Origin of the sequence: Nocardia sp. NPDC051990, from assembly GCF_040680755.1 — a bacterium.
GTDB lineage: Bacteria > Actinomycetota > Actinomycetes > Mycobacteriales > Mycobacteriaceae > Nocardia.
Map to the genome: position 1 here is coordinate 176,845 of NZ_JBFAXH010000004.1, position 25,509 is coordinate 202,353.

Here is a 25,509-nt window from a genome sequence, read left to right on the forward strand (position 1 = left end):
ATGGTTGCGGCACTGAGGTGAAGCTGACGCGGCGCGCCACCTCCACCTCGGCGGCCGCCTGGGTGAGTCGTGGCGGTCGGCTATCTGACGGCGGCCGCTCTGAGGAGACCCTCCGCCGTCGGGCTGTCGGTGACGAGGGTGTTCAGGTAGCCGGCGCGAGCCGCCACGAGGATGGAATCCACTTTGTCTTCGCCGACGGCCACGCCGATTGTGTGTGGAATGCGCGGCAGGTCCTGGAGCTGGATGGCGATGAGCCGCTCGAATCCGCTGGACTCGATCGGCGCTCCGTCCGGTCCGTAGGGTCGGGCGCAGATGTCACCGACGGCGTGCTCGAGTGTTGCCTCCCGCGCCGAGATGACGCTCGGCAGCGACGAGCGGTGCAGCGGTGGAGCGCCGATCCCGAGCAGTGCGGCGCGCGCAGACCGCCACAGTTGCTGGACCCGTTGGATCTGTGGGTCGCTCATCAACGCCTCGTGCAGGGTCGGGGTCGGCATAGCAGGGGCGTACAGCATGACGGGGACTCCGCCGACCCGCAGCGCCAGCGCCCGCGTGATCTCGTTCGACTGGTAGTGCGCTTCCGGCTCTTCGATACCGCCGACCGTCGGGCACAGAACGACGCCGGGCAGCGGCGGGAGATTTTGACGTGCGACTGCGAAAACCGTTGCGCCGGTTGATACCAGCAGCGCGTCTCCGGGGCGCAGCTGCGATTCGGTGAGCGCGTCGGCGACGCGGGGGGCGAGCAGCGTCCCCAATTCGACGCCGGGGGACTCCGGTGCCACGTATGCCGCAGTTAGTCCAAGCGCCTGGCGGAGAACATGCTCGAGGTCGGTCAGCGCCCGTTTCTCCGGGTTGCGGACTGTGACCTGGACGATGCCGGTATCGCGCGCCTCGGCGAGAAGACGACTCACGGTCGCACGGCTGGTGCCGATCTGGTGTGCGATCTCGGCCTGAGTCGCGTTGTCCAGGTAGTACAGCCGCGCTGCCTGGTACACCAGCCCGGAAGGAAACCGGCGGCGGGCGACGGCATCGATACCCCCAGCTGCTCGGTCTCTCATCAACATCCTCCTCCCGTGCGAATCAATGTGCAGATGTTCAGAGTATTCGATCGGGTCTGAACATTTGTGCTGTACATTTGTTCACGGTTATCTATAGTGACACAGAACACGCCTCCCTCGGGAGCGGCAGGCAGAAGGAGTCCCTCGTGACTGATCGACAACGCACGCGGTCAGCCGTTTGCGCTGGTGACACGATGCAGGCAGTCGTGTGTCACGGTCCCGCTGATTACCGGCTGGAGAAGCTGTCGGTGCCGTCGCGCAGACCAGGAGAGGCACTTATCCGCGTCGAGGCCGTCGGCATTTGTGCGAGCGACCTGAAGTGCTACCACGGCGCGTCGAAGTTCTGGGGTGACGAAAACCGGGCGGCATGGGCGGAGACCGAGGTTGTACCGGGGCACGAGATCACCGGGCGGATCGTCGAACTCGACGATGCGGCTCGCGAGCGCTGGGGCGTCGAGGTCGGCGATCGCATCGTCGTCGAGCAGATCGTCCCGTGCTGGAACTGCCGCTATTGTGCCGAGGGCAACTACCACATGTGCCAGGTGCACGACATCTACGGCTTCAAGCGTGCAACCCACGGCGGCATGCAGGAGTACATGGTCATCACGCCGGGTTCTCTGGTCCACCGGATCAGCGCTGATATTCCCCCGGCGCACGCGGCCTTCGCGGAGCCGCTGTCTTGCGCACTCCACGCCGTCGAACGGGCCGACATCACGTTCTCCGATGTGGTCGTCGTCGCCGGGTGCGGTCCCATCGGCCTCGGCATGATCGCGGGTGCGGCGGCGAAGTCTCCGGCCCAGGTCATCGCGCTGGACATGGAGCCGCGCAAGCTGGAGCTTGCGGTGCGCGCCGGGGCCACGATGACGATGGACATCAGCAAGCACGATGCCGTTGCTCGCGTCCGAGAGCTTACCGGTGGTTATGGCGCCGACGTCTACCTCGAGGCGACCGGGCACCCGTCGGCTGTGATCCAGGGCCTCAACCTGCTGCGCAAGCTCGGTCGCTTCATCGAATACAGCGTCTTCAAGGATGCGGTGACCGTCGATTGGACGATCATCAGCGACGACAAGGAACTCGATGTGCGCGGCGCCCATCTGGGACCGAACTGCTGGCCTGCTGCGATCCGGCTCATCGAGGGTGGCAAGCTCCCGCTCGACGACATCTGCACCCACCAGCTGCCGCTCGCGGAGTTTGCGCGCGGACTCGACCTCGTCGCGTCGGGCAAGGAGTCGATCAAGGTTTCACTCATTCCCTGATCGGTCTGCTCAGGCTGACGGAAACAATCCGCTCGCGACCGGCCGAACCATGCTCGCCCACCGCCACCCGGACACCACATCAGATCGGAAAGACATCGTTATGAACGTTAAGACCACCCGGGCTGCCATTGTCCTCGCCCTTGCCCTCACCATGCCGCTCGCGGCGTGCAGCTCGGGTAAGAACGCCAACACCACTACCGGCGGCATCGATGGCGCGAAGATCGCTTTCCTCATGCCGGACCAGGCGTCGACCCGATATGAGCAGCACGATGCGCCGGGCTTCAAGGCTGCGCTCAGCAAGTTGTGCGCGAGCTGTACGGCGCTCTACAACAACGCCAACGCTGACGCATCGAAGCAGCAGCAGCAGTTCGACGCCGCCATCTCGCAGGGTGTCAAGGCCATCGTGATCGATCCGGTCGACTCCACGGCCGCGGCCTCCATGGTGTCACGGGCCCAGGCCAGGGGAATCAAGGTCATTGCCTACGATCGGCCCATCCCGGACGCGAAGGTCGATTACTACGTGTCCTTTGATAACGAGGCCATCGGCAAGTCGATCGCCGAGTCGCTCGTCAAGCATATGAAGAACACCGGCGTCCCGACTGACAAGGGCGTCCTGGAGGTCAACGGCTCACCGACCGACGCGGCAGCAGGTCTGATCAAGAAGGGCATCCACGAAGGCCTCGCCAACAGCGGGTACGCGACGCTCGCCGAGTACGACACCCCGGACTGGGAGCCGACCGCCGCTCAACAATGGGTCGCAGGCCAGGTCTCCCGGTTCGGGACGCAGATCGGCGGGATCGTCGCGGCCAACGACGGGACGGCCGGCGGTGCCATTGCCGCGTTGAAGGCCGCGAACGTCAAGCCTCTCCCGCCGGTCACCGGCAACGACGCGACCAACGCCGGGCTCCAGCTCGTGATCTCGGGTGACCAGTACAACACGATCTCCAAGCCGAGTGAGATAGTTGCTTCCGCAGCAGCTCGAGTCGTCGTCGATCTCGTCGAGGGCAAGCCGGTCGCGGCCGTCGGTGGCGGCAACCTGACAACTGTCTTCGGAGCCCCGACCATGCTGTTCGTGCCGAAGGTCATCACACGGGACAACCTGAAGGCCGACATTGTCGACGCCAAGATCAACACCGCAGCGGAGCTGTGCACCGGTGCCTATGCCACCGGATGCACGGCACTGGGAATCTCCTGAAACCGCCTTCGATCGAGAACGTCATCGATAGAGTTCTTATGACAGCCACGGCAACATCGTCCACGACGCCGGTGCTCAGCCTTCGCAGTATCGGCAAGACTTTCGGCGCGGTCTCCGCGTTGACCGACATCGACATGGAAGTCCACGCCGGCGAGGTGGTCGCTCTCGTCGGCGATAACGGGGCTGGTAAGTCCACCCTGGTCAAGGTCCTGTCCGGTGTCCATCAGCCCGATTCCGGCGAGCTCTTCTTCAACGGGAAGCCCGTCCGAATTTCCTCGCCGAACGCGGCACTCGAACTCGGCATCGCTACCGTTTTCCAGGATCTCGCGCTCTGCGAGAATCTCGACGTCGTCGCCAACCTGTTTCTCGGTCGCGAGCTGGGTACGGCGCGGCTCAGCGAGGTCGAGATGGAGACTCGGTCCTGGGAGCTCCTCGGGGAGCTATCGGCTCGGATCCCGAGCGTTCGCGTCCCCATCGCGTCGCTGTCGGGTGGTCAGCGCCAAACCGTCGCTATCGCCCGGTCGCTGCTGGTCAACCCCCGGCTCATCATGCTCGACGAGCCGACTGCCGCCCTGGGAGTGGCGCAAACCGCGGAAGTCCTCAACCTGATCGAACGGGTGCGCGCCAAGGGGCTCGGCGTCATCATGATCAGTCACAACATGGAGGACGTCCGAGCGGTCGCGGACAAGATCGTGGTGCTCCGGCTCGGCCGCAACAACGGAACCTTCGGTCCGGATGTGAGCAACCACGAACTGGTCGCGGCAATCACGGGCGCCACGGACAACGTCGTCGCTCGTCGATCGGCCCGGCGAGCGGTCGAGGCTGACGCGGCTGTTCCGAACACCGCAGAGGAGCTGTCATGAGTCAGACGGAAGCGTCCACGAAGTCGGAGGCGGCCGAGCGCACTGCACTGGACCGCCAGGACAGCCGAGTAACCGTCGGTGTGGGCGGCGTCGGCGGGATGATCACCGGATTCGGTCGCCGCGTGCGCTCCGGTGACCTGGGACCGCTCCCTGTCCTCGTCGGTCTGGTCGGCATCGCCATTGTTTTCCAGACCCTGAACCCGGTCTTCCTCACCTCGACGAACCTGGTCAACCTGTTGTACGACAGTGCGGCCGTGGGAATGATCTCCCTGGGCATCGTGATGGTCCTGATTCTCGGAGAGATCGACCTGTCGGTGGGTTCCCTGAGTGGGCTCTCGGCGGCGTTCCTCGGGGTCCTTTGGGTCAACAAGGGCTGGCCCATGCCGGTGGCCGTCCTAGCGGCTCTGCTCAGCGGTGCGCTTATCGGGCTGCTCTATTCACTGGTCTATACCCGATTCGGTATGCCGAGCTTCGTTGTGACTCTGGCCGGCCTGCTCGCCTTCCTCGGACTTCAGCTTCAGCTGCTCGGCAGCCACGGGTCGATCAACCTCCCGTACGGTTCGCCGCTGGTGACCTTCGGCCAGCAGCAGTTCCTCCCACCCGCGGTGGCTTATGCAATCTGCGCCGTCGCCGCGGTCGGCGTGCTCGTCGCGGATCTGGCCAACATCCGAGAACGGACGCGGGCCAATCTATCCCGGCCGTCCGTGCAAACCCGGCTGATCAAGAGCGGTGCGCTCCTGGTCGTGCTCCTCGCCGCCACCTGGTATCTCAACCAGGACAACGGAGTGCCGTGGATGTTCACGGTCTTCGTCATCGCGGTCGTGGCGGCGAACTATGCCCTGACCCGGACCCGCTGGGGCAGGCACATGTTCGCGGTCGGCGGCAGCGTCGAGGCCGCGCGCCGGGCCGGTATCAACGTCAACCGGGTCTATACGTCTGCGTTCGTCCTCACCGGCACCCTCGCGGCGCTCGGCGGTATTTTCATGGCGGCCCGGCTGGCCTCGGCCAGCCAGAGCGCTGGAACCGGCGACGTCAATCTCAACGCCATCGCCGCAGCCGTCATCGGCGGTACCAGTCTGTTCGGTGGTCGAGGATCGGCGTATTCAGCCCTGCTGGGGATCCTCGTGATCCAGTCCATCTCGAATGGATTGACCTTGCTGAACCTGTCGTCGGCCCCGCGGTTCATGATCACCGGTGGTGTCCTTGCGCTGGCGGTACTCATCGATTCATTGGCGCGCCGATCCCGCGTCTCGCACGGACAGGCCTGATCCGCGCCAGCATCCAGCAACCTCCGGACAGGTAAGTAGGGCCAATTCCGGCCCTCCTTACCTGTCGCGCGAACATCTGTCCGGCATGTGCGGAGTCACTCGGCGAAGGGGGACTCCTGGATGGAGGACAGCGTGTGCACGAGCGGCTTTGTCGCTCCGTACAGCCTGTCGTAGACGCCGAACAGATCGTCGTAAAGCTCCCGGGTGCGGGGGTTCGGTTCGATGAGCTGACCGACGGTCGCCCAGTCGGTCTCCGGTGGAACGAGGCCGGTTCCGATCGCCGCGAGTAGCGCGTCGCCGTAGCTCGCGCCAACGGTTTGGCTCGGTACCACCTGGGGCCGGCCGACGACGTCGCTCACGATCTGAGTCCACAAGCCACCCTGCGTTCCGCCGCCGACGGCCACGAGCCGGTCGATCGGGGTCTGCTCGCTGTCGAGAAACTCGATGATCTGCCGGATGCCGTAGGCGATGCCCTCGTACACCGCACGGAAGAGGTGGCCCCGCCCGTGCCGAAGACTGAGTCCGGCGACGACGCCACGCGCTCTCGGGTCGAAGATCGGCGTTCGCTCACCAGCGAAGTACGGCAGCAGTACCAGGCCGTCGGACCCAGGCGGCACAGCCGCCGCCTCGGCGATGAGCTGTTCGAACGGCACATCCCCGGTCAACTGCTGAACCCATGACGTGAGCGACCCTGACGTCGACATTCCCGCGGCGAGCGTGAACTGCCCCGGCTCGATGCCAGCGGTTGTCCATAGCAGCGGGTGGGTTTGCAGCGATGGAAGAACCTGGACGAAGAACATCGTCGAGCCGTACATCAGCATCAGGTCCCCGGGCCGCCGTACCCCGGCGCTGAAGGCCTCACTCCAGGCGTCGACGGTACCCGCGCAGACAGGGGTCCCAGCGGGCAGACCCGTCTCCTGCGCGGCCGCTGAGGTTATCGCACCCACAACCTCATGTGGCCAAACGACCTGCGGCATCTCCAGATGCCCGGCGATATCGCCGATCCAATCCCGCGCCCAATCTTGCCCGCGCAGGTCGTACAACGGGTCACTCTGGCTCGCCGTATGGTGGTCGAGCACGTAGGCTCCGGTCAGTTTCGCGACGGCATACGAGCTGGAGTTGTACCACCGGGTGGCCCGTTGCCACACGTCGGGCTCGTTCCGCGCCATCCACAGCATTTTCGGTCCCACAGCTTGCGTCGACAGCGCCTTACCGCAACGCTCCAGCACCTTGTCAGCACCGAGTCGGTCAGTGAGTTCAGCTATCTCCGCAGTAGCCCGCATGTCGATTCCGTAGAGAATCGCCGGCCGGACCGGGCGTAAATCCTGGTCACACAGCAGCAGGCACGGACCGACGCCACTGACGCAGATGCCGGCTAGCCGATGCCCCGCGATATGAGGAGCGAGTTCCCGGCATACCTCGACCAGATCACCCCACCAGATGGTCTCGGCGTCTACCTCTGCCCAGCCAGGCCGAGGAAGGCTCATGCCGTGCTTTCGGACCGCCGTCGCGAGGATCCTGCCGTCGCTGGTTGTCAGCACCCCCTTGGTGCTGCCCGTACCCATGTCGACGCCGAGCAGTAGATCCGTCAACCCAGTCACCAGCACTTTCAGTTCATCCTCGCGCGTTCGGCATCAGCCTAAACCGAAAATGATGTGCTGGTGGGGCCGCGTCACAGTTCGCAGCCGAAACCGGCACGGTGCGAACGACCTTCGGCTGGAGTGTGTGTCAGCGCACATGTTGCCTATTGGGCCGTTCGCCCCTCGAACCCTGTGTTCGATCGGCCCGATCGCTCAGGCTGCGGTCGCGATGTCGACCTGACGCCGCGTTCTGGTCGGCCAGCGTGGGTGTTCGGAATCGATGACGTAGGTGTGGGTATGCCGGTAGAAGCGGTCGTCCACACGCACGGCGTCGGTCAGGCGGGCGGGGTCGATGGTGCCGACCGCATGCAGGTGAGCCAGCTGGTCGGGGTCGTGCCGCGGCCACATTCGCAGTGCTACCGCGATTCCCGCGCCCGCGAGTACGGCCAGCGTCGTCCAAGTGGCGGTGAAACCGTAGGCGGTGGTCAGCCAGCCTGTGATCGGATAGGTGATCAACCAGGCCAGATGCGACAGCGAGAACTGGGCCGCGAAGAGGGCGGGTCGATCGGCGGGTCGCGAGGAGCGCCGCAGCACCTGTCCGGTCGGGGTCAGGATGGCTGCGGTGCCCGCGCCGACGACGGCCCACACCGCGATCGCGGCACTCCACCGCCAGCCACCCGCCGCGTCGGCGAGTGACAGGACGACCGCCGCGCCGAGACCGGTGAGCAGCGTCGCCGCGCCGACGAACATGACCGGCCGCGCGCCAACACGATCGAGCACCCGGGGGAGCGGGAGTGCGACGAGGATGGTGCCGAATCCGTTGGCGGCCAGCAGCATTGCCACTCCGGACTGGGTGCCGCCGAGGGTGTCGCGGACGTAGTTGACGGTATCGACCATGATCACCGATCCGGCGGCCGCGACCACGAGGTTCAGGCCGAGCAAGCCGCGCAGCCGCGGGGTCGCGGCGAAGATCCGCATACCCACCGTGATCCGGTCCCGGAACGAATCCTCGACGGCGCCGGTGGCATTCGGGAGGCGGGTGGTGGCCACCAGGACGGCCGAGACGGCGAATCCGACGGCGGTGCCGACGAACAGCCAATGGAAGCTCATGACCGTCAATGCGGCGGCGGCGAGCATTGGGCTGAGCAGGGTTTCCATGGTGGCGGCCAGTTGCGCGGCCGACAGCGCCCGAGTGTATTCGCGTTCATCGGGCAGGATATCGGGGATGACTGCCTGATAGGTGGGAGTGTATGCCGCTGAGGCGGTTTGGAGGATGGCGATCAGCACGTAGATCTGCCAGATCTGGCCGATGAACGGCAGCGCCAGGACGATGGCAGCACGGGTGAGGTGCAGCGCCGTCAGGAGGCTGCGGCGGGGAAAGCGGCCGGAGTAGGCGGCCACGATCGGTGCGACCGTGACGTAGACGAGCATCTTGATGGTCAGCGCCGTGCCGAGCACGGCGGCGGCATCGCCATCGGCGAGTTCGTAGGCGAGCAGTCCCAGCGCGACGGTGGTCAATCCGGTGCCGAACAGGCCGGTCACCTGTGCGGTGAATAGTCGCAGGTAGTCGCGGTTGCGGAACAGTGAGCTGAGCATGGGTGCGGAACGCATCGGAATCACTTCCTGGGAAACGGGTCGAGGTGGGTCGCGGGCGCCGGTACAGCGGCAATCGCACATCGTGTGCTCCTCATCCAGGTTGTTGAGCGGGCGGAAAACGCGCCCGCTCAACGGGATTCGATGCTCAGGCGGTGGGAAGGGTGAAGGCGGCGGTACGGACCACATCGCCGTGTTTGAAATCCAGAAACAGCCGGTAGGTGCCAGGGCCGGGCACGGCGGTGTGGAAGGTGATGTCCGGACCCGCGGCGGTGATTCCGTCGCCGGGTTCGCCGTTGGGGTGAACGTGGACGTAGGCGAGGTCGCCTGCCCGCAGGATCACCAGATGTCCGTAGGCGGCCAGGTACGGCTGCAGGTCGGTGACCGCCTCGCCCTTCTTGTGCACCGTCAGCGTGAGCAGGCGACCGTCGCCGGGTACGAGATCACCGCCGAGGGTCACCTCGTAGTCGTCCACGATGGCCGTGCGTGCGGCTGCCGGTACGGGACGCGGCTCGTAGACGCCGGCTACGGCGAGGTCCGCGCCGAGGGTGATGGTCTTGCCGAGTGCGCGTGGGGCGATATCGGTGAACACCCGGTACGCGCCTGCCTGCGGCAGATTCAGCTTCACCGTCCAGACACCGTCGGCGGTGAGCGCGGGATGCACGTGCCAGAACCCGGTGAGCTCACGCTGGACGACGATCAGGTGTAGTTCGCGGTCATGGATGGGGGTGTAGTCGGTGACCGGTGCGCCGTCGGGTCCGAGGATGCGGAACCGGAACTCGATGTCGCCGGGGGCGACGATCGGCTCCGCCAGTGCGAGGGTGTAACCGTCCTGGGTGATTTGCAGGCCACCCGGCAGTCCACCGCCGTGCGCGGCGTGATCATCGTGTCCGGTGTGGTGGTCGTGTCCGGTGTGATCCGCATGCTGAGTGTGGGCGGTGTGATCGCCGTGTGCGCCATGTTGATTGGTGTGAGTGTGCGTGGTCATCGCTCCGGCCTTTCCGATCTTGCTTTGTTCGACACCAAGAATCTAATACCCCCTAGGGGTATATGCAAGAGGTGCTCCTGTGATGCGCCTCATGCGGGCTCGCCTCCAGGCTTCAAATAAGCAAGACCGTGCCAGCCGGGCAGCCTCCGTCGCCGTCCTCGAGCGTCATGAACGCCTCGCTCGGTAGGTCGGGAGACGCGCGCGACAACCGAGACGGAAGTCGGTAAGTCGTTGGGGATGTGCATATTTGATCCACAACCGACACGAGCGCGCAGTCCGAGTGGATTGTGCGGTCGAAGGGGCGAAGACCCGGCAGATGAGTGCCGCCGTGCTTCCACCGCTGACGCTGTCGAATCCGTTGCGTAGCAGCGCATATCTTCGACGAACACCCGCATGGTGTCGGTTTCCGGGGTCATACTCGGCAGTGGTGGTCGGTGAAACACGCTGCCGGCCAGGGGAAGACAGGGAGGGTGTCGTATGGCTACTACTAGAGGTGTACCGGGCGGGCCGGGCCCGCGGACAGGGGAGTTGTGGCTTACCGCCGAGAATCGGCGACTTATCGAGGCGATCCGCGCGGGGAAGAGTGCTCGGCAAATCGCGATCGAGTTCGGCCGCAGTGAGGGCGCGATCCGGGCGCGCTGCCACACGCTGCTGCCAAAGCACCTACGGGACGCGCACACCAGGCGAGAAGCACCGGACCTGTTGGGCATCACACTCGACGGCGACCCCGGCTACGACTGGGAGCAGCGATTGCGCGAGTACGCCGTCACCGAGGGCAGGCTGCACTGGACCGAGGCAATGGATGATGCGCTGGCCGAAGGCTGGCAGCGGGGCCGATCCTGGAGGGAGTTGGTCGCTGCGACCGGCGCTTCCGAATCCGAGGTTGCGGCTCGGTGCAAACGCCGTGGTTGGGCGGCGGATCTGAAAGACGTTACCGACCGGATCGGCTTCGACCCGCTCGGCGAGGTCGCCGCCCGGCTGAACCCGGAAAAGGTGTGGGTGCTCGTCATCGACGGTCTGCGGGCAGGACGGCACATCTCTGTGCACCCGACCCGCGCCAGCGCCGACAAAGCCATCATTCTGCTCCAGGCGCAGGACCGCGCCAGCGGTGCCGGCGGCATGGACATCACAATCAACCTTGTACTCCGCAGTCCTGCCGGCCTCGAGGCGCCGGCAGCCTGAACCATAGTCGTGCACGCTGCCAGAATCGCCAGCGTCGAGCGCCGGGATCTGCTGCGCGCCAGGGACTACGGATGAGAGGTTAGTGGTCGGCCCTCACTGGGTTGTGCAGCGTTCCAGCCTCCGGCGAGCCACTGCGGCTACGCCGCAGCACCTTAGACGCAAAGCGTTCGGTGCCTGCCGTAACCAACCCGTCTACCACGCCGAATGCAGCGACCAAGCCAGTCTTGTGATCCGTTGCGGGAGACATCCCGTCAGCCGGTGCGGGTTGTGACGGCGTCACCAGATGGCTGGTAGCTCGGGTGTCTCGTAACGTACTGATAAGTTCTGAAAGGTCTGTTGCGGCCCAACATTTGGGTTGACTCAGCCTATCGACCAGGCGAAGCGTGAAGCGCCGCAACCAGATTCGGATCCCGTCATCCGCTCCACGAAAGCTCAGTTCAGGCCGCTTCAGCGGTTGGCGTGAGCTGTCGTCAGGGTGTCCAGCCTCCTTCCGGAATCGTCATTGTGAACGCGCCACAGCTGAAGCTCAGGCCGAACGCTACGACGATGCCTTGCCCTGGTCGCCGATATGTCGGTTCCGCCACCATCAGTGGGACCGAGCAGCCGAGGGTATTGCCGTAGTCGCGCAGCACTCGGTAGGAGGAGGCGGCGATTTCGCTGTCGCGGTCGACACCGAACTGTGTGCACAGTGCGTCCAGGATACGGACGCTGCCGGTGTGCATGAGCAGCGCCGATGCCTCGGCGGGGTCGGTCACCGCGCATGAGTCGTGTTCCAGCAACATTCGGACGGTTTCCTTGGCGTAATGCGAACCGCGCGGTGTGACATCGGCGCTCAGCGTGTACAGCCGTCGTCCATAGACCACCGGAATATCGGATCCGCCGTCCGGGACGGTGCCGAGTTCGGCATCTTCGGGACGCTCATTCGTCAGGTTGGCCACTGGGCCGAATGAAGGCCCATCGCCGCCGGCGGCGAGCACCATCGCTACGGCCGCATCGGCGAAGAGGAAACCGTGTAACGCATCGACGGTACTTTGGCGTTCCGTCGCGTCCACTTCGGAAAAGTGCGAGTAGAAGTCCGGAAGTACGGGCGATAGTGGGGTGATCGCCTCGGTGAAACATACGAGAACGCGCTTTTCTGGATTGCAGCTCAGGTACCACCGCGCGGTTTCGACGACTTTCGCCATCGCCGAGCAACCCATGTATTCGATGCTCAGGTTGGCGACAGTTCGGTCTATTTCAGGCATTCTTGCTATTACGTCGCATACCAGGCTTGGCAGGAGTCGGCCCGGTGCGCTGGACACGCCGAGGACCAGCCCGATCGAATCCGGTGCCACATCGGCCTTGGCGAGACATTTGCGGGCCGCTGCAACAGCCAAATCGGCGGTCGCGATGTCCAGTTTCGGTTCGGCATTCGCAAAAAGCACGTCGGAATAGTTGGCCAGTACCGAGTGTCTCTTGTGTACACCGACATCGCTCAACATCGCCACGAGTTTGTCGGACAAATGTTTCCGGCCGGCGTGGAGCAACTCTTCGGTCGTGTACTCCGGACGAGGCAGTTCGGCGGCAACAGCGATCAGGGTGGGATCGACTGTGTTGGTTACGCTCAATGCCCGCGCTCCTCTTTCCTCATCGTGGCAACGGGCACGTGCATCCAGACCATCGCGGAATTGCAGCGAAACCCGAGCTATCAGCATGACCGCAGGCATCCGGATTGGCAAGACGAAACGGGTGATAGCGACTTCGTATTGCAAATTGCGCATGTCGGATTGGGAATTAGTTCTTATGTATGGGCAGTCGACTGGCGCGCATGTACGAGACGTGTCATCATTCCTCAGCAGCGGTGTGCACGCCGAATCTCAGTTCTGCGACCAGGGTGACCCGAGCATTGATTAGGTTTTCGAAGAAGGTCGAACGTGGAACGCCTCTGTCGGCGCGAGCAAACTACTCGTAGCACGCGGTTGTCTTTGTTGGCGAGTGACGAAATGGTCCGGCCATGGTGTGCAGATATTTTGCACGGGTTCGGCGACGAGGTGTCCGAACCGTCGCCGTGGAACGCGGAATCGCGTGGCAGCGCAGCCGCTTCGCCCAGGATCGGGCAGGGTCGGACGGACGTCGCCCTACGGAGGGGTCATGCCTGATCACGGGATCGGGAGCTGGCCCCGGCGCCGTGCCCGGATTTGTCCTGGCGCGGTGGCCTTCCGGCAGGGCAGTCGTACGTTGACCTATGGCGAGCTGGCCGACCGGGTAGATCGGCTGGCGCGAGTCTTGGCCTACCGGGGCGTACGTCCCGGCGATCGCATTGCTTACCTGGGACTCAACGACATCGCGGTGTTCGAGGTGTTCTTCGCAGTGTGTCGGCTCGGTGCGATCTTCGTTCCCTTGAACACCCGGCTAGCTCCTCCCGAGATCGGCGTTTTGCTCGACGACGCAAAGCCTTTCGCCCTTTTCCATGGTCCGGAACAGCATGAGCTGATCGAGCAGATAGCCGCGCAGGATCATGGTGTCGGCCTCATCGTATCGATCGATGACTGGATCCCGGACGACTCGCCACCGGCCGACGTCGGATACGACGTGCCGACCATCACTACCGATATCGGCCTCGACGACGACGCGGTCATCCTCTACACCAGCGGCACCACCGGCAGGCCCAAGGGGGCTGTGCTCAGCCACGGCAACCTGACCTTCAACACGATGAACCAGCTGGCCCACGTCGATGTCCTCGGCACCGATACCGCACTGTGCATGTCGCCGCTGTTCCACGCGACCGGGCTCGGCCTGGTGACCCTGCCTACCCTGTTCAAGGGGGGATCGGTTGTGGTGCTGTCGAAATTCGACCCGGCCACGATCTTGGCGACATTCGCGGACGCGGGCGTCACGTCTTTCGCAGCAGTGCCGACCATGCTTCAGATGCTGTATGACCACCCGGATTTCGAGCACACCGACCTGAGTTCGCTCCACTATGTCATCTACGGTGGTTCCGCGGTCGCCGAACGGGTCGCGGTGGGCTGGCAGCGACGTGGCGTGGACATCCTCCATGGTTACGGCATGACCGAGGCTGCACCGGGCGTATGTCTGGCGATCCCTGCGCGGGCCGTCGAGCGGCCGCTATCCGCGGGACCGCCGCATTTCTTCACCGACATCGCGATCCGCAGCACATCGACTGCCGTGCCGCCGGGCACGGAAGGGGAATTGCTCGTTCGCGGCTTGAATGTGTCACGCGGCTACTGGAACCAGTCGGAAGATACGCCGATGAAACGCGACGGCGACTGGTTTCGTTCCGGGGATGTCGTGCGGATGGCAGAGGACGGTTGGATCTACATAGTCGATCGCATCAAAGACATGATTATTTCCGGCGGGGAGAACATCTATCCCTCCGAGGTCGAGGCGCGTATCAACGCTCTTCCCGGCGTCTCGGAGAGTGCTGTGATCGGGGTACCGGACGAGCGTTGGGGTGAGGTCGGGTTGGCGTATGTGGTGGCCGCTGAACCCGGCGCCGTCATGGAGCAGCAAATACGTGATGCTCTGCGCGGCACGCTCGCAGCGTACAAGATTCCCCAATACATACTGTTTGTCGACCAGCTGGCCAAGAATGCCACTGGGAAGGTTGTGAAGCAGAAGCTCCGGGAAACGGCGGCGCCGAGCTAGGGCTCGGTTCGCATAAAAACTCTTCTTATCTGTCGATCTATTCTATTCCTGGAGTTCTGAATGAGTACTCGAGTTGTCGACCCAGCAATGAAAGTCGCGGCCATCCGGATACCGGGCCGATTGACCCCTGAACTGTTGGAAAGGGCAGCCCGACCAGTCGAGGTGGATATCGCATCGACGGCGTTGGACAGTGTCGAGGCGTGCCGCGAGTTCGTCTCACATCTTATCCAGGACGGCACTGCCGTTTATGGCAGCACCACCGGTTTCGGCCCATTGGTGGAATTCGCGGGACGTGACGAAGCCGTCGACCAGTGCGACAACATCCTGTATCACCTCACGGCGGGGCAAGGTGAGGATTTGCCGCCACGGGTAGTTCGTGCCGCTGTGCTGGCGCGGTTGTGGTCGCTCACGCGCGCACATTCCGGAGTTTCGGTCCATGTGGTGACGGCCCTGGCAGCGATGCTGCGCACCGATTTCGCCCCTGCGGTCCCGAGGATCGGGTCGCTCGGCGCGAGCGGCGATCTGGTCCCGCTGGCATATGTAGCTGGCGCATTGCGCGGGCAAGGATTCGCGTATGTTTCCGGCAGGCGAATGCCCGCGGCCGAGGCGTTGGCCGTGGCGGGGCTGACGCCGTTGGCATTGGACGGCCGCGATGGACTCGCACTGGTCAACGGGACATCCGTAACGGCCGCGGCCGCAGGTCTCGCGGTGGAATCAATCCGCAGGTCGCATGGCGTCGCGATCACTCTCACCGGGGTGTTGGTCGACATCCTCGGTAGCGATATCGGGTTCTTGTCCGCGCACCTGCTCGAAGCGTTCGGACACCCGCACGCCGCAGCGGTCGCCGCTCGACTGCGCGGGCTGCTGGCAGGAACGAAGCCGACCGGCACTCGCTCGCTTCAGGAGCCGTACAGCCTTCGATGCACGCCGCATCTTCTCGGTGCGGTCGAAAGTTCCCTGCACCACGTCGGTGGTGTGGTCGACGACGATCTGAACGGCGTCAGTGACAATCCGCTGTTCTTCCCTGAACACGGCACGGTGGTGCATGGCGGGAACTTCTTCGGGCAGCCGGTGGCTTTTGCCGCCGATCTGCTGACAACCAGCACCGTGCAGATGGGCAATCTCGCCGAGCGACAGCTCGATTTGCTGATCGATCCACACCGCAACGGTGGCCTGCCGCCGATGTTGGCCACCGAACCCGGCAAACAACACGGTGTGCAAGGCGTTCAGCTCGCGGCGACCGCGACCGTCGCATCGATGCGCCGGGCGGCCATGCCGGCATCCATCCAGAGTATTCCGACGAATGGTCATAACCAGGACGTCATTCCGTTCGGCACGCAGGCAGCGCTCAATGCCCTCGACGCGGCTACGTCGGTGCGTTGGCTGCACGGTTCGCTGGCCGTCGCGTTGCGCCAAGCCGTTCATGTCGGCGGCCGGCGCCCAACCGCGCCCGCCTGTGCTGACATCATCGATCGGCTGGTCGCGGCCATCCCCCCGATCGACCCGGACCGGCCGCTGGACAGCGATGTGCGAGCAGCCGCCGCGCTGCTCGACGATCTGGTCGCGCCCACCGAAACACGGGCAGACAAATGAATCGGATTCTGACGCACACGGTCGTCGTCGGAGCCGGGATCGCAGGCTCCTGGCTGGCATACCGACTGGCTCAGTACGGCGTCCCCGTGGTGCTTCTGTCGGCAGCGCATCACGACACGCCAACCGTATCCCTGCGCGCCGCAACCGTTTTCGATCGCCGACTGGTGGAGACCGCGGACCGCGACGAGCTGGCGCAGGTGTTCGTGGACGAAACGGCGACGCAGCATCCAGAACTCCAGCCGATGATGCGGAGCTACCTGCATCGGGAATTCGCGGAACTGTCGAAACTGGTGCCCTTTCAGACGCTGGAGACGATGCTCATACCGCACCATCCGGTCCCCTTCCCGCGCCTGGGGGCCGGCGGTGAGGTAATTGCGCTGCTGCATCAACAGATCCGCGCGCTCGGCGGACAGATCATCACCGGCCGGGTCACTGATCTCCTTGTCGAAGACGGCGTCTGCCGCGGCGTGTCCTGCGTGCACGCCGGGGAACAGCTGGTCATTCAGTCCAGCGCGGTGGTGATCGCCAGCGGTGGGTATGCCGGGCTCATGCCGCACTCGCATACTCCGAATTCGGGAAGCATGCTGGGGCTGTTTGCGTCGGTCGGCGGCGAGCTCACGAATCTGGAGTTTTCGCAGCGCCATGCGCTGGGAGATCTGACGGCCGGACGAGTGCTGTATCCGCCTGATCTGGCGGGGGCGCAGTTCTACCGCGCGGGCCAACGAGCCGTGTGGCTGGAGCGGGCGTACGCCACCATGAACGAGGAACGCCGCGATCTCGAGATCTTCCAACAGTATTGGCGATCGAACGGACAGGTTTCCCATACGCTCGAGCGTGGCGATGAAAACTATGCCCTCGGTCCGATCTATGGGCTCTCGATGGGCGGCATTGCACACAACGGCAGTATCACCGCTGTCGCCGGCGTTTATGCCACCGGTGAGGCAAGACACGACATCGTGGCCGATGCCATCATCGGCCGCCCCTGGGCGATATATATTTGCACATCCGGAATGTTGGCGGACACGTTGAAAACCCTGCCGGAGCAGGCGAAGTCGGAAACGTTGTCGGCGCCCCTGAGAGACCCGGATGTGCAGGCGGGGTTGTGCGTCGCTATTCGGCGACGGCTGCACTCTTTCGAGGACCATCGATTCTCCGAGTCGGCCGTGCATTCGTTTGTGGAGTGGTGCGGTCGAACCCGGAGGGAGTTGCCCGACGCGCAGAACAGCGATAGTGCGCTGCTGATTCTCGCGGAATCCTATGCGCGGAGCGCGCTGCTGCGGCGGGAGAGTCGGGGTTACTTCTATCGCGCGGATTTCCCCACCACTGATCCGTCGTTGTCGCAACTTCGGACATTTGTCCGGTATGACCGGGCGGACGACACCGTCCACGCGGAGCTGCGTCCACATCGATCAGCCGACGAGGGGCCGTAGACACGGGCGCCGATCACGGGGATGTTGCGGCTAGCCGACCGATGTCGGTGCGTCGGTACGGCTACCTGGCATTACCGGCGCCAGAAGAAGTGGTGCACCACTCCGCTCGGGCTCGGGATCTGCTCCAGATGGAAACGGTCGACGAGTTCTTCGGGGCTCGCCCATAATCTTTCGCCGCGACCGAGTTCGACTGGTGCGACGGCGATATGCAGGTTGTCGATGAGATCGGCGTCGAGGAATTCCCGAACGGTGGCGATACCGCCGCCGATTCGCACATCCTTGCCCGCAGCGGCATCGAATGCTCGCGCGAGTGCGTTCCTCGGAGACGCATCGAGGAAGTGGAATGTGGTGTCCCCCAGGGTGATCGAGGGACGAACGTGATGAGTGAGAACGAAAACCGGCGTGTGGAACGGGGGTTCGTCGCCCCACCAGCCTTGCCAGTCGTAGTTCTCCCATGGTCCCCGCTGCGGACCGAATTTATTGCGCCCCATGATCTCGGCGCCGATGTTGTTGGTGAAGTCGCGAGTGCAGTAGTCGTCGAAACCGTAGGTTCCGCCCGGGTCGGTTCGGTTGGGCCAGTGAGCCGTGGCGCCCGCCCAGGAAATCAGCGTCGTCGGATCGGCGTGGCCGAACGGGCGCTCGAAGCTCTGCCCCTCCCCGGCGCCGTAGCCATCACTGGAGACGGTGAAGTTCTGAACTCGAACCAGCTGTGTCATCAAAACCTTTCTGGTTGCAATGTGCAATCAGTTTGCAAACTACCAAGAGTGATCCCGTTATGCAATCAGTTTGCGACGACTCGACGGCCGAATTCCGCGCCGCTTGCCCGAATGGAGTGCCGGCACCCTTTGTCAGGGCCGGGCACCCCTCATGCGAGGTGCCCGGATAACGGGCGGGGTGCCCGGTGCCAGCTGTCGGTAGTTATGCGTGGACGTCATAGTCGGCCCACTGTGCCAGCGCTTGGTACAGCCAGTAGAGGGCGGCGCCCGCCGTGGTGGCTCCGGTGATCTCGGTGGTCAGTTTCCAGTAGCGGTGGATGCGTGGGTCGTTGTCGGACGCGTTGTCGAGGAGTTCGCGCCGCAGGCTTGGAGTGTCGTGGTCGCGTCTGGCGGCGGCGTGGGCGTGGATGAACTGGTCGAGTTCGAGGCCCGGGTGCGGTGTTGAGACGCCGAGCGCGTTCACGGCCACGCATGCTTCGGCGACGCCGGTGATCAGTGCGAGTTTGTCGTGGATTCGGGCCGGGTTCGTCCGCCAGAGTTGGCGTGAGATTGCGGCTGTGCATGCCGGATCGGTGGTGTGGGTGGTGAGTTCGGCGAAGGCGACGATGTGCTCGGGAGTCGGATCGGCGGGTAGGCGCGGGATGTTCATTTCGACGAATCCGTCGAATATTGGCGATGGAAGGGGTGCCAGCAGTCTTCGCCAGAACGTCACGAGACTGTCGTGGGCGCGGTGCCGGTCTGATACGGCGGCAAGCAATTCCAGGCGAGCGGGGCGTTCGGCGGGTGGCGCACCCTCGATGGCGCGCAGCGATGCCCGGCGCCAGGACAGCACGCCGAGTTCGGTATCGAGTGCGGCACGTTCGGCGGCGATCGCATCGACGATCGACCGGGTGCCGGTGAGTACCTCGATGATCGCCGACAGGCTCAGGCCGAGCGTGCGGAGCCGACGCACCAGCAGCACCTGATCGACCGCGGTCACCGGATCGAACAAGCGGTGCCCGCCTCCGCTGCGCCGCGATTCCAGAACACCGTTGTCGCAATAGAAGCGGAGCGTGCGGACCGGTACGCCGGTGACTCGCGCCAGTTCCCCGATGCCCACGAGGCCGTCGCGGCGTGTGTTCTCGGTCACAATCGCTGGAACCTCCACCTCGGTGGAGTTCCTAGCCTACTGGAACACCCATGGGATAAGGAGATACGCGGATGGCCGAGGACGCCATGATGAGCACCGACCAGATCTGGCGGGCTGTCGCCGTCGAGCGAGCCGGTCTGGTCGAACTATTGGAGCCGCTGTCGGAAGCCGACTGGGACCATCCTTCGCTGTGTGATGGCTGGCGAGTCCGCGACGTCGTCGCGCACGTCGTGCTATCAACCCACGCCTCCATCGGCTGGATCCTGATCAATGTGATCCGCGCCCGCGGCAGCCTGGACCGGGCGATCCGCGATACCGCTGTTCGGCACGCGGACCGAGTCACGACCCGGCAGCTGCTCGGCGAGTTGCGCGACAGCATCGACGCGCGGGTCACGGCGGTCGGTACAGCACCAGCCGATCGCCTGATGGACCTCTTGGTGCACGGTCAAGACATCGCGGTCCCACTCGGCATCACCCGCGAGATGCCGGTCGCGGCAGCGCGATTGGCAATCCATCGAATCTGGACGACGAGTGCGCCGTTCCACGCCCGCAAGAAGTTCACCGGTTACCGCCTCGCCGCAACAGATACCGACTGGGCCGCCGGTACTGGATCTGCCATCACTGGTCCGGTCGCTGCCCTGCTGCTGATCGTAACCGGTCGCCAGCATGCATGGGACCAGCTCACCGGTACTGGAGCAGTGCTGTTTGCGCAGCGTGACCGACGGTAGTGCCCGGCCATCAGTAGCGCTTACTTCGACGCCGCTTCGTTATGCCCTGGCCCATCGCACACGGCGCCTGAGCTGCGGTAACCGGCGGCGGTAGCCGATCTTTCAACAGTCGACACTGCCTCGGCGGGCGCCCGAGAGTCCAGGTGAAGTTCGCTGGGCGAACCGGGCCGGGTGATGTCGAAGGCATCCATCCGCCGATGTAACCGCGAAATTTCTTGCTGGGAATTGGCTGGCAATGTCGCGAGAGGTTGCCGAGAGTGTCGAGCAACTGATTGTGGATGCCCTTGGGCGGCAGTAGCTTTCGTTTGCTGATCGTTGCTCTACGAAAGGTCGAACCGATGATTCTGCTCTCCCTCTTGGCTGCGACCGGAAGTGCTGTCGCTGCATGGGCCACTGGAAGTGCCGCGATGGGCCTCGGGAATAGCGGCATTCTGCAGTGAGCATGGAATCGGGCGGGACGGCATGGGTGCCGTCCCGCCCGATTCATACAGCGGTGGAGCGTTCTTACTGGGCCGTGGAGCGGAAGCGGCGCAGGAGCAGGCTGTTGCTGACGACGAAGGCCGAGGAGAAGGCCATCGCGGCGCCCGCGAGCATCGGGTTCAGCAGACCGGCCATGGCGAGCGGAATCGCCGCGACGTTGTAGGCGAAGGCCCAGAACAGGTTGTCTTTGATGGTGCTGAGGGTCCTGCGGGACAGGCGGATCGCATCGGCGGCCGCCCGCAGGTCACCGCGAACCAGGGTCAGATCGCTGGCCTCGATGGCGACATCGGTTCCGGTGCCCATTGCCAGGCCGAGGTCGGCTTGGGCCAGGGCCGCGGCATCGTTGACGCCGTCGCCGACCATCGCCACCACCTTGCCTTCGGCTTGCAGCCGCTTGACGGTGTCGACCTTATCGGCGGGCAGCACCTCCGCGATCACCTCGTCGATGCCGACCTGTGCCGCAATGGCTTTCGCGGCGGCGGTGTTATCGCCGGTGAGCATGATCGGGGTGAGACCGAGCGCCTTCAGCTGCGAGATCGCCTCGGCGGAGGTCGGTTTCACCGCATCCGCGACCACGAGCACGCCGCGTGCCCTACCGTCCCAACCCACCGCGACGGCGGTTTTGCCATCGGTTTCGGCGGCGTGCATGGCCCGCTCGAGTTCGCTATCGAGCTGCTGCGACCAGTCCGCGAGTAACCTTGCGCGCCCGACGACCACCGCATGGCCGTCCACCACACCCTGCACGCCGAGGCCTTCGATATTCGCGAAATCCTCGACCGGTCGCAGTGTGCCGACCTTATCGCGGGCACCCTTGGCAATCGCCTGGGCGATCGGGTGCTCCGACGAATCCTCCAGCGCTCCGGCCAGTGCCAGCACCTCGGCGCTGTCCTCACCCGCGGCGGCGATGACATCCAGCAGTGTCATCTTGCCGGTGGTGACAGTGCCGGTCTTATCGAGCACCACGGTATCCACTCGACGGGTCGACTCCAGCACCTCCGGCCCCTTGATCAGGATGCCCAACTGCGCACCGCGACCGGTGCCGACCAGCAGTGCGGTCGGCGTGGCCAGCCCGAGGGCGCACGGGCAGGCGATGATCAGGACCGCGACCGCGGCGGTGAAGGCCGCCGCGACCGAACCGCCGGTGCCCAACCAGAATCCGAGTGTCGCGACCGACAGCACGATCACGATCGGTACGAAGAATCCGGAGATTCGGTCCGCCAACCGCTGTGCCCGCGCCTTACCGGTTTGCGCGTCCTCGACCAGTTTCGCCATCTGAGCCAGCTGGGTGTCGGCGCCGATGCGATTGGCGCGCACCACGATTCGCCCGCCGACATTGACCGTAGCACCGACTACCGCATCCTCGGGCCCGACCTCTACCGGCACCGATTCACCGGTGAGCATCGAGGCATCGACCGCGGAGGAACCCTCGACAACCACACCGTCGGTGGCGATCTTCTCGCCGGGCCGCACCACGAAGGTGTCGCCAACGCCCAACTGCTCGACCGGAATTCGCTGTTCGAGCCCACCGCGCAGCACCGAGACTTCCTTCGCACCGAGCTCCAGCAGCGCCCGCAGCGCCGCCCCGGCGCGCCGCTTGGAGCGTGCCTCGAAGTAGCGTCCGGCCAGCAGGAAGGTGGTGACGCCCGCCGCGGCCTCCAGGTAGATGCTGCCGGTGCCGTCCATCCGCGCAATGGTCAACTCGAACGGATGCTTCATACCGGGCATTCCGGCCGTGCCCCAGAACAGCGCGTACAGCGACCAGCCGAATGCCGCCAGCGTGCCCATCGATACCAGGGTGTCCATGGTGGCGGTGCCGTGTCGCAGGTTGGCCCACGCGGCCCGGTGGAAGGGCAGCGCGCCCCACACCACGACCGGCGCGGCCAGCGTCAGCGAAAGCCACTGCCAGTTGTCGAACTGCAGCGCGGGCACCATGGCCAGCGCGATGACCGGAACCGTCAGGACCAGCGAAACCAGCAGTCGGGTCCGCAGCGCCGCCGTCGGGTCATCGTCGGCGGTGGCTTCCGCGGGTTCTTCGATTTTCGGCAGCGCGGCGGTGTAACCGGCCTGCTCGACGGTGGCGATCAACTGCTCCGGTGAGATATCACCGCTGAAGTCGACCCGCGCCTTCTCCGTCGCATAGTTGACCGTCGCGGTGACGCCGTCGAGCTTGTTCAGCTTCTTCTCGATGCGATTCGCGCAGGATGCGCAGGTCATGCCACCGATCACCAATTCGACCTGTCCGGCGGCTAGTTGTGTCGCGGTGGTCATTCTTAGCTCCGTTCTGTGCGACTCAGGGTAGTGATCAGTGGCCGTGTCCAGCTGGTTTCGCGGCCGGGATCGGCGCGGAACCGGCGACCGAGAGGGTGAATTCGGCGGTGCGAACCACGCCTTCGTGCTGGAAATCGAGGAAGAGCCGGTAGTCGCCCGCGCTCGGCGCGTCGACGTAGAAGGTGATGCCGGGTCCGGCCGGGGTCACGCCGTCGCCGAGGCTACCCTCCGGGTGGACGTGCAGGTAGGCGAGGTCCGCGGCGCGCAATGCCACGAGGTGACCGTAAGCACCGAGGTAGGGCTGCAGATCGGTGACCGGTTTGCCATCGCGGCTGACCGAGAGCACGACCTTCGACGCCTGGCCCGGCGTAACCGTGCCGTTCAGTGCGACGGTGTACGCGCCGATCTGCGCGGTAGCCGACGGTGCGGGCAGTGCTTGCGCGTCGTAGTTACCCGAGACCCGCAGATCGGCACCGAGCGTCAGATTCTTACCGCCATCGGGGATGAAGTCGGCGAAGACCCGGTAGTCACCGGCGCGAGTGAGATCCAGTGGGACGCTCCAGGTGCCGGCCTGGTCGAGCACCGGATGCACGTGCTGGAAGGCCGCCATATCGCGGCGGACCACAATGAGGTGCAGATCCTTTTCGTGGCTGCGGACGTAGCTGGTGACGGGTGCGCCGTCGCGATTCAGGATGCGAAATCGCAGCGCGACATTGGCCGCCGCGGTGGTCTGCGGGGTGTCCAAGCGCAGGGTGTGGCCGTTTTCGCTGGCCGTGAGTCCCGCGGGTAGTTCGTCGGCGCCGGACTCGGCCATGGCCGCATGCCCCTCGGCGGGTTCCGGCCCGAGGGTGGCGCCGACGGCCAGTGCGATCCCGAAGACCGCCGCGAGACCGAGGGTGAACCCGGCGAACTTGCTTGCTGCGTTCATCAGGAGGCTCCGTTCGGATTGTTCGGCGGCCCGTCCCGTCGAACTCGGGTCTACCATACCCCCCTAGGGTACGTTGTCAAGAAGGTACCGGGTGAGGGTATGGAGGCCGGATACGCCGAGAGCCCGGCTCGGTGCTGGACCGGGCCGGGCTCTGTGCTGTTCGGTGCTCAGACTTCGGGTCGGTAAGTGACCAATGCCACCCCGGGCGCCGAAACGACCTGCACTTCGGCCGTATCCGAAACCTTGATGTGCAGGAATCCGCCCTCGATCGACACCTCGACATCATCGACCGCATGTACCGACTGTCCGTTCCGGTCGAGCAGTGCGTACCCGTCGACCAGAGCGACTTTGCTGGCCCTGCGCCATTTCGCGGTCATCGTGCTGCCCTTCGTTGGTGCGGCCGGCGGGAAGTCCAGCTCCGGCTGGGCGACGTGGTTGAAGTAGTTCGACAGGGTATTGAGCGCGATATGGCCGACGACCTCGCTCAACTCGGCATCGCTCACGCCACGCTCGCGAGCCGAGTCGACGACGCGATCGTCGATCCGGCCGTGCGAGCGCAGCACCTCGCGCGCGATCTGCAGCACGGCATCCGCGTGCGGATCCTCGGCATGCGCCGCCCGGGTGGCCGCGATGGCCTCCTCCGTGAAACCCATTCGACCCGCTCGCATGCTGTGCGCGGCAACGCAGTAGTCACAACCGTTTTCGCTCGCGACCAGCAGGGCCAGTTGTTCGCGGACGCGGGCGGAGAGCTTGCCGCGGGTCAGTGCGTCGCGCATGTTCAGGTAGCCGCGCAGTGTCGCGGGGCTGTTCGCCATGGCGGCGTAGAGATTCGGAACCCGGCCCAGTTGGCGCTGCACCTCGGTGAGCAGGTCGGTCTGCTCGGCGTCGGCGGTTTCGGTCGATACAAGCGGTAGTCGAGACATCGTGACTCCAAACTCGAACGTGATGGTACCGATCGGTGCCGAATCGAGACGGTACTGATTGGTCCCGAATGCGTCAAGCCGGACGGTACCGATCGGTGCCATCTTGGTATGGTGATGTCATGGCAACACAGGCCAGACAGCGATTACTCACCACCGCCGAGGAACTCTTCTACGCCGATGGCATCAGGGCGGTCGGTGTCGATCGCCTGCTGCAGGAGTCCGGCGTCGGCCGCGCGTCCTTCTATCGTCACTTCGCCAGCAAGGATGACCTGGTCGTCGCCGTACTGGAGGACCGGGACCGGCGGTGGCTGGCGTGGCTGCGAGAGTCCGTCGAAGCGAAGGCCGGTGACCCGGCGGACCGCCCCCTGGCCGTTTTCGACGCACTTTCGGAACGCTTCGCCCGCAAGGACTTCCGTGGCTGCGCCTTCATCAACACCATGGTCGAAGTCGCCGATCCGGGATCGGCCGCCCACCAGGCGGCCGATCGGCACAAGCGGCGCGTCATCGAGTACCTCACCGAAATCCTCACCGCCGCAGGTCGATCCGATGCCGAGGAACTGGCCGCCGAATTCGCATTGCTCGTCGACGGTGCCATAGTCACCGCAGTCCGCGAGAACTCCCCGGCAGCGGCGGACCGCGCCGGGGCGATCGCGCGCCGCCTGCTCGGGACGGACTGAGGCCGGTGCCCG

General features: G+C 64.9%; 19 protein-coding genes and 2 pseudogenes. 11 read left to right on the forward strand and 10 right to left on the reverse strand.

Annotated features, from left to right (window positions below):
* Nucleotides 1-17: 17 nt before the first annotated feature.
* Nucleotides 18-185, forward strand: a pseudogene (locus tag AB0L63_RS09960) (hypothetical protein); the annotation flags it as partial.
* Here AB0L63_RS09960 and AB0L63_RS09965 read toward each other — a convergent pair.
* A pseudogene (locus tag AB0L63_RS09965) lies at nt 114-1,061 on the reverse strand (sugar-binding domain-containing protein); the annotation flags it as partial. The pseudogenes AB0L63_RS09960 and AB0L63_RS09965 overlap by 72 nt on opposite strands.
* Before the next feature lie 188 nt (nt 1,062-1,249).
* Here AB0L63_RS09965 and AB0L63_RS09970 point away from each other — a divergent pair.
* Genes AB0L63_RS09970 through AB0L63_RS09985 form a run of 4 tightly spaced genes read left to right on the forward strand, consistent with a single transcriptional unit; the run spans nt 1,250 to nt 5,637 of the window.
* Complete coding sequence (locus AB0L63_RS09970; protein ID WP_364497337.1) at nt 1,250-2,311, forward strand: alcohol dehydrogenase catalytic domain-containing protein; 1,062 nt, start codon at nt 1,250-1,252, stop codon at nt 2,309-2,311.
* Between the two features lie 49 nt (nt 2,312-2,360).
* The gene (locus AB0L63_RS09975; protein ID WP_364497340.1) at nt 2,361-3,506 is read left to right on the forward strand and encodes a substrate-binding domain-containing protein; all 1,146 of its coding nucleotides are present in this window, start codon (nt 2,361-2,363) and stop codon (nt 3,504-3,506) included.
* 38 nt (nt 3,507-3,544) lie between these two features.
* The gene (locus tag AB0L63_RS09980; protein ID WP_364497343.1) at nt 3,545-4,369 is read left to right on the forward strand and encodes an ATP-binding cassette domain-containing protein; all 825 of its coding nucleotides are present in this window, start codon (nt 3,545-3,547) and stop codon (nt 4,367-4,369) included.
* A complete protein-coding gene (locus AB0L63_RS09985; protein WP_364497346.1) occupies nt 4,366-5,637 on the forward strand; it encodes a sugar ABC transporter permease in 1,272 nt (423 codons plus the stop codon). Before AB0L63_RS09980 ends, AB0L63_RS09985 begins: the two co-directional genes overlap by 4 nt.
* Nucleotides 5,638-5,732: 95 nt before the next feature.
* Here the strand turns inward: AB0L63_RS09985 and AB0L63_RS09990 are convergent, their stop codons facing one another.
* From AB0L63_RS09990 to AB0L63_RS10000, 3 genes are all read right to left on the reverse strand, one after another.
* Complete coding sequence (locus AB0L63_RS09990) at nt 5,733-7,244, reverse strand: FGGY-family carbohydrate kinase (protein ID WP_364497348.1); 1,512 nt, start codon at nt 7,242-7,244, stop codon at nt 5,733-5,735.
* 186 nt (nt 7,245-7,430) lie between these two features.
* On the reverse strand, nt 7,431-8,813 hold the full coding sequence (locus tag AB0L63_RS09995; protein ID WP_364498165.1) for an MFS transporter: 1,383 nt from the start codon (nt 8,811-8,813) through the stop codon (nt 7,431-7,433).
* A 145-nt stretch (nt 8,814-8,958) separates the two neighbouring features.
* Nucleotides 8,959-9,798, reverse strand: a complete 840-nt coding sequence (locus tag AB0L63_RS10000) for a hypothetical protein (protein WP_364497350.1) — start codon at nt 9,796-9,798, stop codon at nt 8,959-8,961.
* A 477-nt stretch (nt 9,799-10,275) separates the two neighbouring features.
* Here AB0L63_RS10000 and AB0L63_RS10005 point away from each other — a divergent pair, with 477 nt between their 5' ends.
* Nucleotides 10,276-10,980, forward strand: coding sequence for a hypothetical protein (locus tag AB0L63_RS10005; RefSeq protein ID WP_364497352.1), 705 nt, complete (start codon nt 10,276-10,278; stop codon nt 10,978-10,980).
* Between the two features lie 470 nt (nt 10,981-11,450).
* Here the strand turns inward: AB0L63_RS10005 and AB0L63_RS10010 are convergent, their stop codons facing one another.
* Entirely contained in the window at nt 11,451-12,587 is a 1,137-nt protein-coding gene (locus tag AB0L63_RS10010; protein ID WP_364497354.1) for a 3-oxoacyl-ACP synthase, read from the reverse strand.
* A gap of 457 nt (nt 12,588-13,044) precedes the next feature.
* On the opposite strand from AB0L63_RS10010, the gene AB0L63_RS10015 reads away from it, so the two are divergent.
* The 3 genes from AB0L63_RS10015 to AB0L63_RS10025 are packed head-to-tail and all read left to right on the forward strand — an operon-like array spanning nt 13,045 to nt 17,648.
* Entirely contained in the window at nt 13,045-14,625 is a 1,581-nt protein-coding gene (locus AB0L63_RS10015; protein ID WP_364497356.1) for a long-chain fatty acid--CoA ligase, read from the forward strand.
* A 60-nt stretch (nt 14,626-14,685) separates the two neighbouring features.
* Entirely contained in the window at nt 14,686-16,218 is a 1,533-nt protein-coding gene (locus tag AB0L63_RS10020; protein ID WP_364497359.1) for an aromatic amino acid ammonia-lyase, read from the forward strand.
* Complete coding sequence (locus AB0L63_RS10025; protein ID WP_364497361.1) at nt 16,215-17,648, forward strand: FAD-binding protein; 1,434 nt, start codon at nt 16,215-16,217, stop codon at nt 17,646-17,648. The genes AB0L63_RS10020 and AB0L63_RS10025 overlap by 4 nt, the downstream gene beginning before the upstream one ends.
* Nucleotides 17,649-17,719: 71 nt before the next feature.
* On the opposite strand, the gene AB0L63_RS10030 is transcribed toward AB0L63_RS10025, so the two are convergent.
* Together AB0L63_RS10030 and AB0L63_RS10035 are read right to left on the reverse strand one after the other, a co-directional pair.
* Entirely contained in the window at nt 17,720-18,364 is a 645-nt protein-coding gene (locus AB0L63_RS10030; protein WP_364497363.1) for a dihydrofolate reductase family protein, read from the reverse strand.
* 202 nt (nt 18,365-18,566) lie between these two features.
* Complete coding sequence (locus tag AB0L63_RS10035) at nt 18,567-19,493, reverse strand: MerR family transcriptional regulator (RefSeq protein ID WP_364497367.1); 927 nt, start codon at nt 19,491-19,493, stop codon at nt 18,567-18,569.
* Nucleotides 19,494-19,564: 71 nt separating this feature from the next.
* On the opposite strand from AB0L63_RS10035, the gene AB0L63_RS10040 reads away from it, so the two are divergent.
* On the forward strand, nt 19,565-20,221 hold the full coding sequence (locus AB0L63_RS10040) for a maleylpyruvate isomerase family mycothiol-dependent enzyme (RefSeq protein WP_364497370.1): 657 nt from the start codon (nt 19,565-19,567) through the stop codon (nt 20,219-20,221).
* 504 nt (nt 20,222-20,725) lie between these two features.
* Here AB0L63_RS10040 and AB0L63_RS10045 read toward each other — a convergent pair.
* From AB0L63_RS10045 to AB0L63_RS10055, 3 genes are all read right to left on the reverse strand, one after another.
* The gene (locus tag AB0L63_RS10045; RefSeq protein ID WP_364497373.1) at nt 20,726-22,969 is read right to left on the reverse strand and encodes a heavy metal translocating P-type ATPase; all 2,244 of its coding nucleotides are present in this window, start codon (nt 22,967-22,969) and stop codon (nt 20,726-20,728) included.
* A gap of 34 nt (nt 22,970-23,003) precedes the next feature.
* On the reverse strand, nt 23,004-23,897 hold the full coding sequence (locus AB0L63_RS10050) for a hypothetical protein (protein ID WP_364497376.1): 894 nt from the start codon (nt 23,895-23,897) through the stop codon (nt 23,004-23,006).
* Between the two features lie 167 nt (nt 23,898-24,064).
* Entirely contained in the window at nt 24,065-24,820 is a 756-nt protein-coding gene (locus AB0L63_RS10055) for a carboxymuconolactone decarboxylase family protein (protein ID WP_364497379.1), read from the reverse strand.
* 119 nt (nt 24,821-24,939) lie between these two features.
* Here AB0L63_RS10055 and AB0L63_RS10060 point away from each other — a divergent pair, with 119 nt between their 5' ends.
* Entirely contained in the window at nt 24,940-25,497 is a 558-nt protein-coding gene (locus AB0L63_RS10060) for a TetR/AcrR family transcriptional regulator (protein WP_364497382.1), read from the forward strand.
* Nucleotides 25,498-25,509 lie beyond the last annotated feature (12 nt).

Excerpts from the sequence above, each read along its gene's own strand:
- AB0L63_RS10060 (WP_364497382.1), top strand. The coding sequence starts at position 24,940 with ATGGCAACACAGGCCAGACAGCGATTACTCACCACCGCCGAGGAACTC.
- AB0L63_RS10045 (WP_364497373.1), bottom strand. The coding sequence starts at position 22,969 with ATGACCACCGCGACACAACTAGCCGCCGGACAGGTCGAATTGGTGATC.
- AB0L63_RS10025 (WP_364497361.1), top strand. The coding sequence starts at position 16,215 with ATGAATCGGATTCTGACGCACACGGTCGTCGTCGGAGCCGGGATCGCA.
- AB0L63_RS09975 (WP_364497340.1), top strand. The coding sequence starts at position 2,361 with ATGCTCGCCCACCGCCACCCGGACACCACATCAGATCGGAAAGACATC.
- AB0L63_RS10030 (WP_364497363.1), bottom strand. The coding sequence starts at position 18,364 with ATGACACAGCTGGTTCGAGTTCAGAACTTCACCGTCTCCAGTGATGGC.
- AB0L63_RS10050 (WP_364497376.1), bottom strand. The coding sequence starts at position 23,897 with ATGAACGCAGCAAGCAAGTTCGCCGGGTTCACCCTCGGTCTCGCGGCG.
- AB0L63_RS09985 (WP_364497346.1), top strand. The coding sequence starts at position 4,366 with ATGAGTCAGACGGAAGCGTCCACGAAGTCGGAGGCGGCCGAGCGCACT.
- AB0L63_RS09995 (WP_364498165.1), bottom strand. The coding sequence starts at position 8,813 with ATGCTCAGCTCACTGTTCCGCAACCGCGACTACCTGCGACTATTCACC.
- AB0L63_RS09980 (WP_364497343.1), top strand. The coding sequence starts at position 3,545 with ATGACAGCCACGGCAACATCGTCCACGACGCCGGTGCTCAGCCTTCGC.
- AB0L63_RS09970 (WP_364497337.1), top strand. The coding sequence starts at position 1,250 with ATGCAGGCAGTCGTGTGTCACGGTCCCGCTGATTACCGGCTGGAGAAG.
- AB0L63_RS10000 (WP_364497350.1), bottom strand. The coding sequence starts at position 9,798 with ATGACCACGCACACTCACACCAATCAACATGGCGCACACGGCGATCAC.
- AB0L63_RS10020 (WP_364497359.1), top strand. The coding sequence starts at position 14,686 with ATGAGTACTCGAGTTGTCGACCCAGCAATGAAAGTCGCGGCCATCCGG.
- AB0L63_RS10040 (WP_364497370.1), top strand. The coding sequence starts at position 19,565 with ATGGCCGAGGACGCCATGATGAGCACCGACCAGATCTGGCGGGCTGTC.
- AB0L63_RS10055 (WP_364497379.1), bottom strand. The coding sequence starts at position 24,820 with ATGTCTCGACTACCGCTTGTATCGACCGAAACCGCCGACGCCGAGCAG.
- AB0L63_RS10005 (WP_364497352.1), top strand. The coding sequence starts at position 10,276 with ATGGCTACTACTAGAGGTGTACCGGGCGGGCCGGGCCCGCGGACAGGG.